The sequence below is a fragment of the Nocardioides sp. P86 genome (genome assembly GCF_023712465.1).
In the GTDB taxonomy this organism is placed as follows: domain Bacteria; phylum Actinomycetota; class Actinomycetes; order Propionibacteriales; family Nocardioidaceae; genus Nocardioides; species Nocardioides kribbensis.
This window is the reverse complement of record NZ_JAMAYE010000001.1, coordinates 499,596-512,580: the sequence shown is the minus strand read 5'-3', so window position 1 is coordinate 512,580 and position 12,985 is coordinate 499,596. Positions and strand designations below refer to the sequence as shown.

The 12,985-nt window shown below is 75.0% G+C and carries 13 protein-coding genes; 8 read left to right on the top strand and 5 right to left on the bottom strand.

The genetic code is table 11. The features are described from left to right. Positions 1 to 4: 4 nt before the first annotated feature. The 3 genes from M3673_RS02370 to M3673_RS02360 form a co-directional block, all read right to left on the bottom strand. Complete coding sequence (locus tag M3673_RS02370; protein ID WP_251531246.1) at positions 5 to 1,198, bottom strand: AAA family ATPase; 1,194 nt, start codon at positions 1,196 to 1,198, stop codon at positions 5 to 7. A 4-nt stretch (positions 1,199 to 1,202) separates the two neighbouring features. Beyond that, entirely contained in the window at positions 1,203 to 1,940 is a 738-nt protein-coding gene (cpaB, locus tag M3673_RS02365; RefSeq protein ID WP_056862469.1) for a Flp pilus assembly protein CpaB, read from the bottom strand. A gap of 718 nt (positions 1,941 to 2,658) precedes the next feature. Beyond that, the gene (locus M3673_RS02360) at positions 2,659 to 4,452 is read right to left on the bottom strand and encodes an AMP-dependent synthetase/ligase (protein ID WP_251531244.1); all 1,794 of its coding nucleotides are present in this window, start codon (positions 4,450 to 4,452) and stop codon (positions 2,659 to 2,661) included. Positions 4,453 to 4,750: 298 nt separating this feature from the next. Here M3673_RS02360 and M3673_RS19515 point away from each other — a divergent pair, with 298 nt between their 5' ends. The 5 genes from M3673_RS19515 to M3673_RS02335 are packed head-to-tail and all read left to right on the top strand — an operon-like array spanning position 4,751 to position 9,025. Continuing rightward, complete coding sequence (locus M3673_RS19515; RefSeq protein WP_056862471.1) at positions 4,751 to 5,191, top strand: SRPBCC family protein; 441 nt, start codon at positions 4,751 to 4,753, stop codon at positions 5,189 to 5,191. 13 nt (positions 5,192 to 5,204) lie between these two features. Next, positions 5,205 to 6,413 carry an ArsA family ATPase gene (locus tag M3673_RS02350; protein WP_251531242.1) on the top strand — a complete coding sequence of 403 codons (1,209 nt, stop codon included), beginning with the start codon at positions 5,205 to 5,207 and terminating at the stop codon, positions 6,411 to 6,413. Continuing rightward, complete coding sequence (locus tag M3673_RS19510; RefSeq protein WP_251531240.1) at positions 6,410 to 7,099, top strand: hypothetical protein; 690 nt, start codon at positions 6,410 to 6,412, stop codon at positions 7,097 to 7,099. The genes M3673_RS02350 and M3673_RS19510 overlap by 4 nt, the downstream gene beginning before the upstream one ends. Then, positions 7,096 to 8,037: an ROK family glucokinase gene (locus M3673_RS02340; protein ID WP_056862474.1), complete on the top strand. Its 942-nt coding sequence runs from the start codon at positions 7,096 to 7,098 to the stop codon at positions 8,035 to 8,037. Before M3673_RS19510 ends, M3673_RS02340 begins: the two co-directional genes overlap by 4 nt. A 1-nt stretch (position 8,038) precedes the next feature. Next, a complete protein-coding gene (locus M3673_RS02335) occupies positions 8,039 to 9,025 on the top strand; it encodes an ROK family protein (RefSeq protein ID WP_251531238.1) in 987 nt (328 codons plus the stop codon). A gap of 33 nt (positions 9,026 to 9,058) precedes the next feature. On the opposite strand, the gene M3673_RS02330 is transcribed toward M3673_RS02335, so the two are convergent. Together M3673_RS02330 and M3673_RS02325 are read right to left on the bottom strand one after the other, a co-directional pair. Beyond that, positions 9,059 to 9,568 (bottom strand): hypothetical protein, encoded by a 510-nt coding sequence (locus tag M3673_RS02330; protein ID WP_251531237.1) that lies wholly within the window; start codon positions 9,566 to 9,568, stop codon positions 9,059 to 9,061. Between the two features lie 18 nt (positions 9,569 to 9,586). Next, positions 9,587 to 10,393 (bottom strand): carboxylesterase, encoded by an 807-nt coding sequence (locus M3673_RS02325; protein ID WP_227489286.1) that lies wholly within the window; start codon positions 10,391 to 10,393, stop codon positions 9,587 to 9,589. A 101-nt stretch (positions 10,394 to 10,494) separates the two neighbouring features. On the opposite strand from M3673_RS02325, the gene M3673_RS02320 reads away from it, so the two are divergent. The 3 genes from M3673_RS02320 to M3673_RS02310 are packed head-to-tail and all read left to right on the top strand — an operon-like array spanning position 10,495 to position 12,975. Continuing rightward, the gene (locus tag M3673_RS02320; RefSeq protein ID WP_251531234.1) at positions 10,495 to 11,268 is read left to right on the top strand and encodes a lysophospholipid acyltransferase family protein; all 774 of its coding nucleotides are present in this window, start codon (positions 10,495 to 10,497) and stop codon (positions 11,266 to 11,268) included. Between the two features lie 19 nt (positions 11,269 to 11,287). Then, the gene (gene macS / locus M3673_RS02315) at positions 11,288 to 12,472 is read left to right on the top strand and encodes a MacS family sensor histidine kinase (RefSeq protein ID WP_251531232.1); all 1,185 of its coding nucleotides are present in this window, start codon (positions 11,288 to 11,290) and stop codon (positions 12,470 to 12,472) included. Continuing rightward, positions 12,469 to 12,975 carry a flavin reductase family protein gene (locus M3673_RS02310; protein WP_251531230.1) on the top strand — a complete coding sequence of 169 codons (507 nt, stop codon included), beginning with the start codon at positions 12,469 to 12,471 and terminating at the stop codon, positions 12,973 to 12,975. The genes macS and M3673_RS02310 overlap by 4 nt, the downstream gene beginning before the upstream one ends. The last annotated feature ends 10 nt before the right edge of the window (positions 12,976 to 12,985 follow it).

Below are 12,985 nucleotides of genomic sequence, written 5' to 3'. Positions count from 1 at the left end.
CGCGTCATCTCCTGATCCGGAAGCGGGCCTTCGCGGCGGTGGGCTCGGCGGAGGCGCCCGTCGACGCGGTGGCCGGGACGGCGGCTCGGTCGTCGGCGTCGCCGACGAGCTCGGCGGCGAGGGCGAGGATCGCGGCGCTGGACTGGTGGTCGGGGGAGCCGACCACGATCGGTGTGCCGGCGTTGGTGGCCGCGGCGATGTCCATCGAGGTCGCGATCCGCGCCGCGACCGGCATGCCGAGGATGGTCTCCACCTTCTCGGCGCTGATGCCGACGGCGTCGTCGGCGCGGTTGAGCAGCAGGTGGCGGTGGCCCGGAGCGATGTCGAGCATCTCGAGGGTCTCCAGGGCGACCTTGACGTTCTTCAGCGTCGGCACGTCGAGGGTGGCCACGACGACGCACTCGTCGGTCTCGTCGAGGGCGGTGAGGACCTGCTCGTCGAAGGACGGCGCGGTGTCGACGACGACGTAGTCGAAGCCCTCGCGCAGGGTGCGCAGGATGCGGGCCACCAGCAGCGGCGTGACCCGCTCGCGCACGTCTGGGTGGGCCGGTGCGGCGAGCACCATGAGCGAGTCGCGGTGGCGGGTGAGGAGCCCGTCGAGCAGCGCGAGGTCGAGGCTGTCCTCGGAGCCGATGGCGTGCTCGAGGGAGTGGCTGGGGAAGAGCTGCATGGTGATCGCCACGTCGCCGAAGGCGAGGTCGAGGTCGACGAGGCAGACGCGGCGAGCGCCGCCGTCGTTGAGCGCCAGGGCGAGGTTGACCGCCATGGTCGTCTTGCCGACGCCGCCCTTGGGGGAGAAGACGGTGACGACCTTGCCCACCTGCGTGGCCCCGGCGGGGCCGCGCAGGGCGACGAAGAGCTGGTGGGCGCGGGCGACGGCCGAGGTGAGCGACTCCAGGTCGCCCTCGGGCACCACGTCGCGCGCGCCGGCCTTCATGGCCTGGGTGAGCATCGTGGTGTCGAGCTCGCCGAGCACGAGCACCACGCTGACGGTGGGGCGGGAGGTGCGCAGCTGCTCGCACACGTCGAGGGCGTCGACCAGCTTGAGGTCGGGGCCGAGCACGACGACGTACTCGTCGTGGTGCTGGGCCAGCCAGGCCGCCATGCGGTCGGTGGTGTCGAGGGCCTGGCTGCCCGCGGGCAGTGCCGGGAGCAGGGCGGCCAGGACGGCGGGGTCGGGGTCGACGACTACGGGCACGTCGTCACCCGAAGAGGTTCTCGGCGGTGACGCCCGGGTCGGCCTTGAGGTTGGCCTCGGGGGTCAGCAGCGCGAAGGTCAGCTCCCCGGAGCCCTGGGCGAACAGGATGCGCTGGGCCTGCGCCTGGTCGACGGCGAGGGTGAGCAGCGTGTTGGGCACCTGCTCCGCCGGCGCGGGGGCCTCCTGCCCGTCGGCGGCGGCGGCCACGCTGACCGGGGTGGTGGAGCCGACGCCCAGGACGGTGGCACGCGTCATCAGCGTGCGGGTGAACTGCTGGCCGGCCGGGTCGGTGCCGTTGTAGATGATGGCCACCTCCGAGCCGGGGGTGATGAAGCCGGCGACCCGGGCGGGGTCGGTGAGGTTGACCGAGACCGCGATCTTGCCCGGCGGGATGGTGAGCGGCGACTCGCCGGCCGCGGTGGCCCCGAGCTTCTGCGGCACGATCTGCTCACCGGGGTAGATCGTGGTGAGGGCGACCAGGTCGGCGACGTCGGTGGCCTCGCTCAGCGCCCCGGGCAGGATCTGCCCCTCGGCGACGGCCTCGCGTGACAGCTTGCCGCTGTCGAGGGCCTGGCGCACGGTCTCCCCGCGCTCGATCTGGGTGTTGGCGACCAGCACCTCCTGGGTCGCGAACTGCGCCTCGGCCCGGTTGTCGGCTCCCTGCACGTAGAGGAACACCAGCACCGTGCCCAGGGCGGCCACCACGGCCGCGACCACCAGGAGCACCCTGCGTCGGTCCATCGTCGGTGACCTCTCCTCGGCTCAGACGGGACCGCCCTCGGGCCCCGTGCACCGGCGCCCGGGCCGATCCGGCCCTGGCGCCCCTCCGCGACTCATGCTAGGGACGCGCTGGCGGTGCATCTGGCTTTTCGGTCAATCGCCACCGCTGCTGAGCAAAAGGCCCCGCCGTCTCGTCGGGTGGGACTCCGGGTGCTCGTGGGGCGCCTGGGACGCCTCGGACACCCGTGGGCTCGGCTGACGGGTGCGTGGATCGCGCAATTGCGCGGGGTGGGGGGCGCGGTGGGGTGGTGGGGGCCGGGCTTTGCGTGGTTGGTGCGGGGTGGGGGCCGGGCTGGTGGTCGAAGTGGCGCAGAGCTCGCCGTGCGTCAGCCGTGCCGTCGGTACGGCGCAATTGCGTGATGCGGGTGCGTGGATCGCGCAATTGCGCAGGGTGGGGGAGCGGTGGGGTGGTGGGGGCCGGGCTTTGCGTGGTTGGTGCGGGGTGGGGGCCGGCTTGGTGGTCGAAGTGGCGCAGAGCTCGTCGAGCGTCAGTCGTGCCGTCGTCGCGGCGCAATTGCGTGATCCGGGTGCGTGGATCGCGCAATTGCGCAGCGGGCGAGGCGGCACGGGCTGGGTCACCCGTCCTTCGACCGGTGGCCCGCTGCCGAGGGGGCGGGACCCGGGGAAGAAGCGAACCCCGGCCCTGAGCCGTGCCGGTCGGATGCGTCGGTCGGATGCGTCAGGAGTAGAGCGCGTCCACCTCGGCGCGCAGCTGGCGCATGACGACGTTGCGCTTGAGCTTGAGGCTCGGGGTGAGCTGGCCGCCCTCCTCGGTCCACTCCTCGGTGAGCACGCGGAACTTGCGGATCGACTCCGCCTTCGAGACCGCCTTGTTGGCCTCCTCGACGCCGGCCTCGATCTCCGCCTGGAGGTCGGGGTCGTCGACGAGCGCCTCGACGCCGCCGGTCTTGCCGTGGGTCTGGGCCCACGCGGCCAGCGACTCGGGGTCGAGGGTGACCAGGGCGCCGATGAAGGGCTGGCCGTCGCCGACCACGATGCACTGGTCGACCAGGGGGTGGGCGCGCAGCCGGTCCTCCAGCACCGCGGGAGCGACGTTCTTGCCGCCGGCGGTCACCAGGATCTCCTTCTTGCGCCCGGTGATCCGCACGAAGCCCTCGTCGTCGACCTCGCCGACGTCGCCGGTGTGGAACCAGCCGTCGCGCTCGAGCGACTCGGCGGTGGCTGCCTCGTTGCGCCAGTAGCCGGCGAACACCTGGCCGCCCCGGAAGAGCAGCTCGCCGTCGTCGGCCACGCGCACGGCCGTGCCGGGCAGCGGGCGACCCACCGTGCCGATCTTGGCGGCGTCGGGCAGGTTGACGGTGAGCGCCGCGGTGGTCTCGGTGAGGCCGTAGCCCTCGAGCACGGTGAGGCCGATCCCGCGGTAGAAGTGGCCCAGCCGCTCGCCCAGCGGCGCCCCGCCCGACACGGCGTGGGTGCACTCCCCGCCGAGGGCGGCGCGCAGCTTGGCGTAGACGAGCCGGGAGAAGACGGCGTGGCGGGCCTTGACCGCCAGCGACGGGCGGCCCCTGTCGAGGCCGCGGGAGTAGGCGATGGCGGTCTCGGCGGCCTTGTCGAAGATCGCGCCGCGGCCGTCGGCGGCCGCCTTCTGCGAGGCGGTGTTGAAGACCTTCTCGAAGACGCGGGGCACCGCGAGGATGAAGGTGGGGCGGAAGACCTGGAGGTCGTCGAGCAGGTGCGTGATGTCGGCGCTGTGGCCCAGCCGGGTGCGCGACTTGACCGCGCCGACCTGGATGATCCGGGCGAAGACGTGGGCCAGCGGCAGGAAGAGCAGGGTCGAGGCGCCCTCGGCCTCGAAGAGCCGCTCCAGCTCGTCGACGGCCACGCCCAGCTCGAACATGAAGTTGCCGTGGGTGAGCATGCAGCCCTTGGGCCGCCCGGTGGTGCCGGAGGTGTAGATCAGGGTGGCCAGGTCCAGCGGCGTCGCCGTCGTACGTCGTGCCTCCAGCTCGGCGTCGGTGACGTCGCCGCCGAGGCGGGTGAGCACGTCGACGGCGTTGTCGGTGATCGACCAGACGTGGACGAGGTCCTCCAGGTCGCGCCGCACGGCGCTCACGCGGGCGACGTGGGCGCTGGTCTCCGCCACGACCGCGCGGGCCCCGGAGTCGTGCAGGATCCAGGCGACCTGCTCCTCGGAGGAGGTCTCGTAGACCGGCACGGTGACGGCGCCGGCGAACCAGATCGCGTAGTCGAGCAGTGTCCACTCGTAGCGGGTCTTGGAGATCAGCGCGACGCGGTCGCCGGCCTCGATCCCGGCGGCGACCAGGCCCTTGGCGACGCCGCGCACCTCGGCGAGGAACGTGGCCGCGGTGACGTCGGCCCACCCCGACCCGTCGGGGGCGGGCCGGCTGAAGACGACCGCGTCGGGGGCCTCGGCGGCGTTGCGCACGACGTCGTCGGTGAGGTTGCCGGTCGCGGGGACCTCGATGGTCAGGGGCGTGGAGAACTCACGCACGGTGCCTCCTGTGGGGTGCTGGCGGGGGTCCGGAGCGGATCCGGAGCGGGCGGTCGTCGGCCGTCCGGGCGCGACCGCGAGGAGGTCGGTCCCGGCGCAGGTTACCGCTGGGGGTCGTGGGCGCGGCATCCGGTACGCTCGCGAATCGACCTGCCCCCGTCACCGGCGTGCCCCGTGGCGGACCTGCCAGGTCGACGTGCGGCCGCCGGGTCGCCCGGATCCCACCCGGCCGAGGCGCCCGCCACCGGCCGAGCCCCAGACCAAGCCGCAAGAACGCCGTAGGAACAAGGAGGCTCGCGTGGCCGAGCAGACCACGTCGTCGATCGTGATCGACGCCGCGCCGGCCGACGTCATGGCGGTGATCGCCGACTTCCCGTCGTACCCCGCCTGGGCCAAGGGCGTGAAGACGGTCGAGGTCGTCGAGCCCGGCAGCGGCGACCGGGCCGCGCAGGTCTTCTTCGTCCTCGACGTCGCCCCGATCAAGGACGAGTACACCCTGGCCTACACCTGGTCGGGCGACCGCGAGGTCACCTGGACCCTGGTCGAGGGCAAGATGCTGCGCTCCCTCGACGGTGCCTACACCCTGCGTGCCCTGCCCGGCGGCTCCACCGAGGTCACCTACCGCCTCGCGCTCGACGTCACCATCCCGCTCATCGGCATGCTCAAGCGCCGCGGCGAGAAGATCCTCATCGACACGGCGCTGAAGGGCTTGAAGAAGCGCGTCGAGTCGATCGCCTGACCGGGACGCACCAGTGCGCATCCTGCTGTTCACCGGCAAGGGCGGCGTGGGCAAGTCGACCGTCGCCGCCGGCACGGCCGCCCGTGCCGCCGCCGAGGGTCATCGCACCCTGCTGCTCTCCACCGACGGCGCCCACTCGCTGGCCGACGCCTTCGGTGTGGCGGTGGGCAGCGAGCCGACCCAGGTCGCGCCGCACCTGAGCGTGCAGCAGGTCGACGCGCAGCTGCGCTTCCAGCAGTCCTGGGTGGAGGTGCAGGGCTACCTGCTCTCCGTGCTCGACCGCGCCGGCGTCGACGCGGTCACCGCCGAGGAGCTCACCGTGGTGCCCGGCGCCGAGGAGGTGCTGGCGCTGCTCGAGCTGCGCACCCAGGCCCTCACCGGCGAGTGGGACGTCGTGGTCGTCGACTGCGCGCCCACCGCCGAGACCCTGCGGCTGCTGGCCCTGCCGGAGGCGCTGGGGTGGTACGTCGAGCGCGCGCTGCCCGCCGACCGGCGCCTGGTGCGCGCGCTGCGCCCCGTGCTGACCCGCGCGGCGGGCGTGCCGCTGCCCGCCGACTCCGTCCTGGGCGCGCTGGAGCGGCTGCACGCCGACCTGGTCGAGGTGCAGGCGCTGCTCTCGGGGCCCGAGGCCAGCGTGCGCCTCGTGCTCACCCCCGAGCAGGTCGTCGTGGCCGAGGCCCGTCGCCTCCACACGACGCTGTCGCTCTTCGGCTACCGCGTCGACGGTGTCGTGGCCAACCGCGTCTTCCCGGCCGGCGGCTCCGACGACTGGCGCGCCGGCTGGGTGCTGGCCCAGGACGACGTGCTGGCCGGCGTCGAGGAGTCCTTCGCGGGCCTCCCGGTGTGGCGCGCGGCCTACCGCGCGCAGGAGCCGGTCGGCCTCGAGGCGCTGCGCGGCCTGGCCGAGGAGCTCTACGCCGGGGACGACCCGCTCGCCGCGCCCACGGGGCCCGGCCCCTTCCGCATCACCCGCAGCAGCGACGGCGCCGTCCTGCGCCTGGCCCTGCCCGGCACCACCCGCTCGGAGGTCGACCTGGCCCGCACCGCCGACGACCTCGTCGTGACCGTGGGGTCCTACCGCCGCCTGCTCACCCTGCCCACCGCCCTCGCGCGCCTCGACCTCGTCGGCGCGGGCGTGGTCGACGGGGAGCTGCAGGTGCGCTTCGCCGGGGCTCCCGCCGCGGCCGTGGACGTGCCCCCGCGACGGGAGCGCACGTCGTGACCGGGCCGGAGGAGCAGCCGCCGGGCGCTGCGGGCGAGCCGGACGCGCCCAGCGGGTCCGGTGAGGACGTGGGCGACGTGGCCGAGGAGGCCGCGAAGCTCATGGGCGCCCTCGCCGACTGGGCCCGCGACCAGGGCCCCGGCCTCGGCGCAGGCCTGGGTGCGGGACTGGGGTCGGGCCTCGGCGCCGGCCTCTCGGGGCTGGCCGAGCAGGTGGCCGAGCAGGCCGCCCGCGTCGGCGAGCACGTGCACCGCGGTCTCCAGGACAACCTCGCCACAGGTGCCCCCGAGTGCGCCTGGTGCCCGGTCTGCCGTGCGGTCACCGCGGTGCGCCAGCTCAGCCCGGAGGTGCGGGCCCACCTCACCTCCGCGGCCTCCTCCCTCGTGCAGGCCGCCGCCGGGGTCCTGGCCACCCAGGTGCCCGACGACGCCGGCCCCCGCACCACGGGGGCCGACCGCTCGGAGGCCGACCCCACCGGGGCCGCGGCCGAGCGACGCCCGTCCCGGGTGCAGCACATCGACCTCGACGACGACCCGCCTGGCCCGCCCGGCCCGCCCGACCCGGCCCGGCCACCGCGGGCCGAGCAGCCCGACCAGACCCCGCACCACCAGACCCAGCACCAGACCCAGCACCAGACCCAGCACCAGACCCAGCACCAGACCCAGCACCTCCAGGAGGACCAGTGACGCTCACGTGCGGCATCGACGTCGGCGGCACCAAGATCGCGGGAGGCGTGGTCGACGAGGACGGCAGCATCCTCGAGGAGCTGCGCGTGGTCTCCCCGGCCTCCGACGAGGAGGCCATCGAGCTGGCCATCGCCGGGCTGGTGACCGAGCTGCGCAGCCGCCACGACATCACCCGCGTGGGCGTCGGCGCCGCGGGCTACGTCGACAAGTCGCGCGCCGTGGTGATGTTCGCGCCCAACATCGCCTGGCGCCACGTCGACCTCAAGGCGGAGCTGGAGGCGCGCGTCGACCTGCCGGTGGTGATCGAGAACGACGCCAACGCCGCCGCCTGGGGCGAGTTCCGCTTCGGTGCGGGCCACGACGTCGACGACCTGCTGCTCGTCACCGTCGGCACCGGCGTCGGCGGCGGGCTGGTGCTCGACGGCCACCTGCGGCGCGGCGCCTTCGGTGTCGGCGCCGAGATCGGCCACATGCGGGTCGTGCCGGGCGGGCACCTGTGCGGCTGCGGCAACTACGGCTGCTTCGAGCAGTACGCCAGCGGCTCGGCGCTGGTGCGCGAGACCCGCGGCGCCGCCGCGGGCGGCTCGCTGCTGGCGCGCACCCTGCTCGACCGCGCCGGCGGGGCGGCCGAGGCGATCACCGGCCCCCTCATCACCGAGGCCGCGCGCGAGGGCGACCCCTTCGCCGTGGAGCAGCTGGCCGACCTCGGTCGCTGGCTCGGGGAGGGCATCGCCTCGCTCACCGCCGTGCTCGACCCGGCCGTCGTGGTGATCGGCGGCGGGGTCAGCGAGGCCGGCGAGCTGTTGCTGGGCCCGATCCGCCAGGCCTTCGCGGCCAACCTCACCGGGCGGGGGCACCGCCCCAGCCTGGAGATCCGCAAGGCCCGTCTGGGCAACCGCGCGGGCCTCATCGGCGCCGCCGACCTCGCGCGCTACTGACGTGGCCCCGCCCCACGAGTCGGCGTCGCGCGACGGCACCGGGCTGTTCATCGGCGTCGACGTCGGCGGCACCAAGGTGCTCGCCGCCGAGGTCGCCCCCGACGACTCCCTGCCGCGCATCGCCCGCCGCTCCACCCCGGGCCGCCGCGTCGAGGTGGGTCTGGTGGAGACCGCCCTCGACGAGGCCGTGCGCGAGGTGGCCGACGGACGACCGGTCGCGGGGGTGGGCCTGGCCGCGGCCGGCTTCGTCGACGCGGCGGGGGAGCGGGTGATGTTCGCCCCGCACCTGCCCTGGCGCGGCGAGGACGTGCGCGCCCGGCTGGCCGCGCGCTGGGAGACCGTGGTCGCCCTCGACAACGACGCCAACTGCGCCGCGCTGGCCGAGTGCGTGGCCGGCTCCGCCCGGGGCACCTCGGAGGCCCTGGTGGTCACGATGGGCACCGGGATCGGGGGTGCGGTCGTGCTGGGCGGGCGGGTGCACCGCGGCACCAACGGCATGGCCGGCGAGTTCGGTCACGCGCAGGTCGTGCCCGACGGCGCGCCGTGCGAGTGCGGGGGCCGGGGTTGCTGGGAGCAGTACTCCAGCGGCAACGCCCTGGTCCGCTTCGCCCGCGACCGCCTCGGCCACGAGCCGACGGTGCTCGAGGAGATGTGCGGTGGCGTGCCGGAGCGGCTGCTCGGCCCGATGGTCACCGAGGCCGCCGAGCACGGCGACCTGCTGGCCCGGCAGGCCTTCGCGTCGGTCGGCGACTGGCTCGGTGTCGGCCTGGCCAACCTCGTGGCCGCCTTCGACCCCGAGGTCGTCGTGGTCGGCGGCGGGGTCTCGGCCGCGGGCGACCGACTGCTCGAGCCGGCCCGCTCGGCCCTGGCCAGGTCGCTGGTCGGCGCCGCCCACCGCCGCGTGCCCCCCGTGCTGCGGGCCCGCTTCGGCCCCGAGGCCGGTGTCGTCGGTGCGGCGTACCTGGCGCGCGAGGCCGCCGGAGGCTGAGGCCGCCCGGGTGCCGACGCCCGCGGGTGGGGCTCAGACCTGGGCGCCGTCGTCCCAGGGGTCGCGGGGCTCGCGCGGCATGCGGGCCACGAGGTAGAGGAACCCGCCGATGAAGGCGGCCACCAGCAGGAGCAGCAGCCAGCCGGGGAAGCCGACGCCGAGCACGGTGGAGAGCAGCAGCAGGGCCACCACGACCACCGGGGCGCCGAGCACGCCGACCCACGCCGCGAGGCGGTCGAGCGGCGGGCGGTCCACCGGCGGGGGCTCCGGCGGCACGAAGCGGTCCTCCGGGGTCAGCGCGAACGGGTCGCGGGGCCCCTCGACGGGGGTCCCGGGCTCCAGGCGCCACCGGCCCACGCGCTCGGCGGGCGGCTCCGGTGCGTCCCCGGGGCCGGCCGCGGCGTCGTCGTGGCGCGGCCCCGCCCCCGGGAGGTCGTCGGGGTCGAGCTCGGGGCGGTCGCCGTAGTTGTCGACGATCGCGCGCCAGGCGGCGTCGTGGGGGTCGGTCGACCCGTCCTCGGCGTCGTGGGGTTCACGCTGCACCCGGCCCACGGTACGCGGTCAGCGGGCGGGCGCGGTCACCCGCTCGAGGAAGCGCAGCGTCTCCTCCACGATCCGCTGGGCGTCGTTGTCGAGCGTGGCGACGTGGTAGCTGTCCTCGAGCCGGACCAGCGTGCGGTCGGGCGAGGAGATCCGGTCCATCACGAGCGGCTCGGTGGAGTCGTCGACGACGTGGTCGACGGTGGAGCGCAGGTAGAGCAGCGGGACCGAGATGCGGGGCAGGTCGGCCACGACCCCCGGCCAGGCGCGCATCATCGAGTGGGCCGCCTTGAGCGGCGTGCGGTGGTAGCCGTGCTCGTCGGTGCCGGGTCGCTTGATGTCGTTGACGATGCCGGGGAAGGACGGCACGACGTGCTTGAGCACGGGCAGCAGCCTGACGTCGAGACGCTTCGTCGCCAGCGCGGGGTTGACCACGACGACGCCGGCCACCCGGGGGTCGTCGGCGTGGTCGGCGGCCAGGCGCAGCACCAGCGCCCCGCCCATGGAGAGCCCGGCGAGCACGACGGCGTCGCAGCGCGCGGCCAGCTCCTCCAGGGTCTCGTCGAGCGCGTCGCGCCACTGCGACCAGCCGACGGTGTTGAGGTCCTGCCACGACGTGCCGTGCCCGGGCAGGCGCGGCACCTCGACGGCGTAGCCGCGGGCTGCGAGCCGCTCGCCCCACGGTCGCATCGAGGCGGGGGAGCCGGTGAACCCGTGGCTGAGCAGCACCCCCACCCGCCGCCCGCCGGTGAGCTCCGGTCGCGCGGGGATCGAGAGCGGCTGCGCCTGCGGGTGGACCTGCGGCTGGGTCTCCATGGCGGCGATCATGCCCTAGTCTTCGCCTGGCGACCCGGGCCGACGGCCCCTCCAGCTGATCGGCGCTGGCGGTCGTGGTGTGACAGGCGTGCGAGGTCGGGGAGGGTGTCTCGGTGTTCTACTGGTTCCTCAAGTGGGTAGCGATCGGCCCCCTGCTCCGTGTGGTGTTCCGTCCCCAGACCTTCGGCGGCGACAACGTGCCCCCCGAGGGCCCGGCCATCCTGGCGAGCAACCACCTCTCCTACGCCGACTGGCTCTTCATGCCGCTGACCCTGCCGCGGCGGGTGACCTTCGTGGCCAAGGCGGAGTACTTCACCGGCACCGGCCTCAAGGGCTGGCTGCAGAGGACGTTCTTCTCCGGCTCCGGCCAGGTCCCCATCGACCGCACCAGCGGCGACGCGGCCGCGGGCGCGCTGGCGTCGGCCAAGCGCGTGCTCGGCGAGGGCGGGCTCTTCGGCATCTACCCCGAGGGCACCCGCTCCCACGACGGCCGGCTCTACCGCGGCAAGACCGGCGTGGCCCGCCTCGCGCTGGAGACCGGGGTGCCGGTGATCCCGGTGGCCGTCGTCGGCACCGATGTCGTGGCGCCCCCGGGCAAGAAGTTCGGCTCGTTCACCCGGCCGATCGTGCGCTTCGGCCGCCCCCTGGACTTCTCGCGCTACGAGGGCCTCGAGAACGACCGCTACATCCTGCGCTCGGTCACCGACGAGATCATGTACGAGATCATGCGGCTCTCCGAGCAGGAGTACGTCGACATGTACGCCACCCGCGCCAAGGACCTGGCCAAGGAGCAGGCCAAGGAGCAGGCCAAGGAGCAAGGCAAGGAGCAGGCGAGGGCGCGCGCGGAGGAGAAGGCCGCCGAGGACTCCCGGCGCCAGGCCTCCTGAGACCGGCGGGCTGAGACCGGTGGGTCCCGCGAGCGCGGCCGCGCGGGCGGTCGAGGACCGGCTGTTCCGGGCGCTCGCCGTGCTGCGGGTGGTGGTGCTGGCCAACGCGGTCGGGCTCAACCTCTACCGCGCGGAAAACTTCCAGCACCCGCGGTGGGCCGCGGCGGCGGTCGTCGCCATGGTCGTGTGGACCGGCGTGGCGCTCGCGGCGTACGCCGTGGTCCGGCGGCGCACGGCGCTGCTGCTCGTGGCCGACCTCGGGCTCGCGGTGGGCTCGCTGGCGGTGACGCCGCTGCTCAAGGGCGACGGGTTCAGTGCGTCGCTGCCCGGCTTCTGGGTGATGGGTGCCCTGCTGGCCTGGGCGGTCCACTGGCGCTGGGCCGGCGGCCTGGTCGCGGGGCTGGTGCTGGGCGGCACCGACCTGCTGGTGCGCGAGGACCTCACGCAGAACAACTACGGCAACGTCTTCCTGCTCGTCATCGGCGGCCCGATCGTGGGCTACATGTGCGGCTCGCTGCAGGAGATGGCCACCGAGCGCGACCTCGCGCAGCGCGCGGCCGCGGCCGCAGCCGAGCGCGTGCGCCTGGCGCGCGCCGTGCACGACGGCGTGCTCCAGGTGCTCGCGCTCGTGCAGCGCCGCGGTCGCGAGCTGGGCGGCGACGGCGCGCAGCTGGCCCGGCTCGCCGGGGAGCAGGAGGCGGCGCTGCGCCGGCTCGTGCAGGAGGAGGCCTCCCTGGGGCGCGGCGGTGACGGGAGCGACGGGGCCGACGGGGCGGTGCCGGGCTCCGGTGGCCCTGCGACCGTCGACCTCGCGGTCGCCCTGGCCCGCTTCGAGCAGCGGGCCGGCGTGACCGTGGTGGTGCCGGCCGAGCCGGTGCTGCTGCCCGGTCACGTCGCGGGCGAGGTCGCCGCGGCGGTGGGAGCCTGCCTCGACAACGTGGCGCGTCACGTCGGCGAGGGGGCCCCGGCCTGGGTGCTGCTCGACGACCTCGGCGCCCGGGTGGAGGTCTCGGTGCGCGACGAGGGCCCGGGCATCGCCCCCGGCCGGCTGGCGAGCGCCGAGGCCGAGGGCAGGATGGGGGTGAGCGGCTCCGTCGTCGGCCGGATGGTCGACCTGGGCGGCACCGCCACGCTCAGCACCGGCGCGCACGGCACCGAGTGGGAGCTCGTCGTACGCCGCGACGCGGCACAGGAGGACGCATGACCATCCACGACACCCATCCCTTCGCCGACCCCGATCCCGACCCCGTACGCCGCCTCCGCGGCCGCACCGGCGGCGCGGTCTCGCTGTGGACCACGGGCGCCGGGCCCGGGCGCGCCGGGCTCACCGTCAGCTCGTTCCTGGTGGCCGGGGGCGAGCCCGCCCGCGTGCTCGGGCTGGTCGACCCCGACTCCGACCTCGCCGACTCCGTCGACGTGGGCGACGCCCTCGTGGTGCAGCTGCTGGCCTGGGGGCACCGCGACCTGGCCGACCAGTTCGCCGGCACGGCGCCCGCGCCCGGAGGGCCCTTCCGGCAGGCGGCGTTCACCGAGACCGCCTGGGGGCCGCGGCTGGCCGACGCCACCACGTGGGCCGGGGTGCGGCTGGTCGCGGCCGAGCCGGCCGGCTGGTCGCGGCTGCTGACCTGCCTGGTCGAGCACGTCGAGGTGGGCGACGACGTCGAGCCGCTCGGCCACCGCCGGGGGCGCTACTCGCGGCTGGGCTGACCCTCACGGT

Coding starts and splice junctions, on each gene's coding strand:
- cpaB (WP_056862469.1), bottom strand. CDS start 1,940: ATGGACCGACGCAGGGTGCTCCTGGTGGTCGCGGCCGTGGTGGCCGCC.
- M3673_RS02310 (WP_251531230.1), top strand. CDS start 12,469: ATGACCATCCACGACACCCATCCCTTCGCCGACCCCGATCCCGACCCC.
- M3673_RS02325 (WP_227489286.1), bottom strand. CDS start 10,393: ATGATCGCCGCCATGGAGACCCAGCCGCAGGTCCACCCGCAGGCGCAG.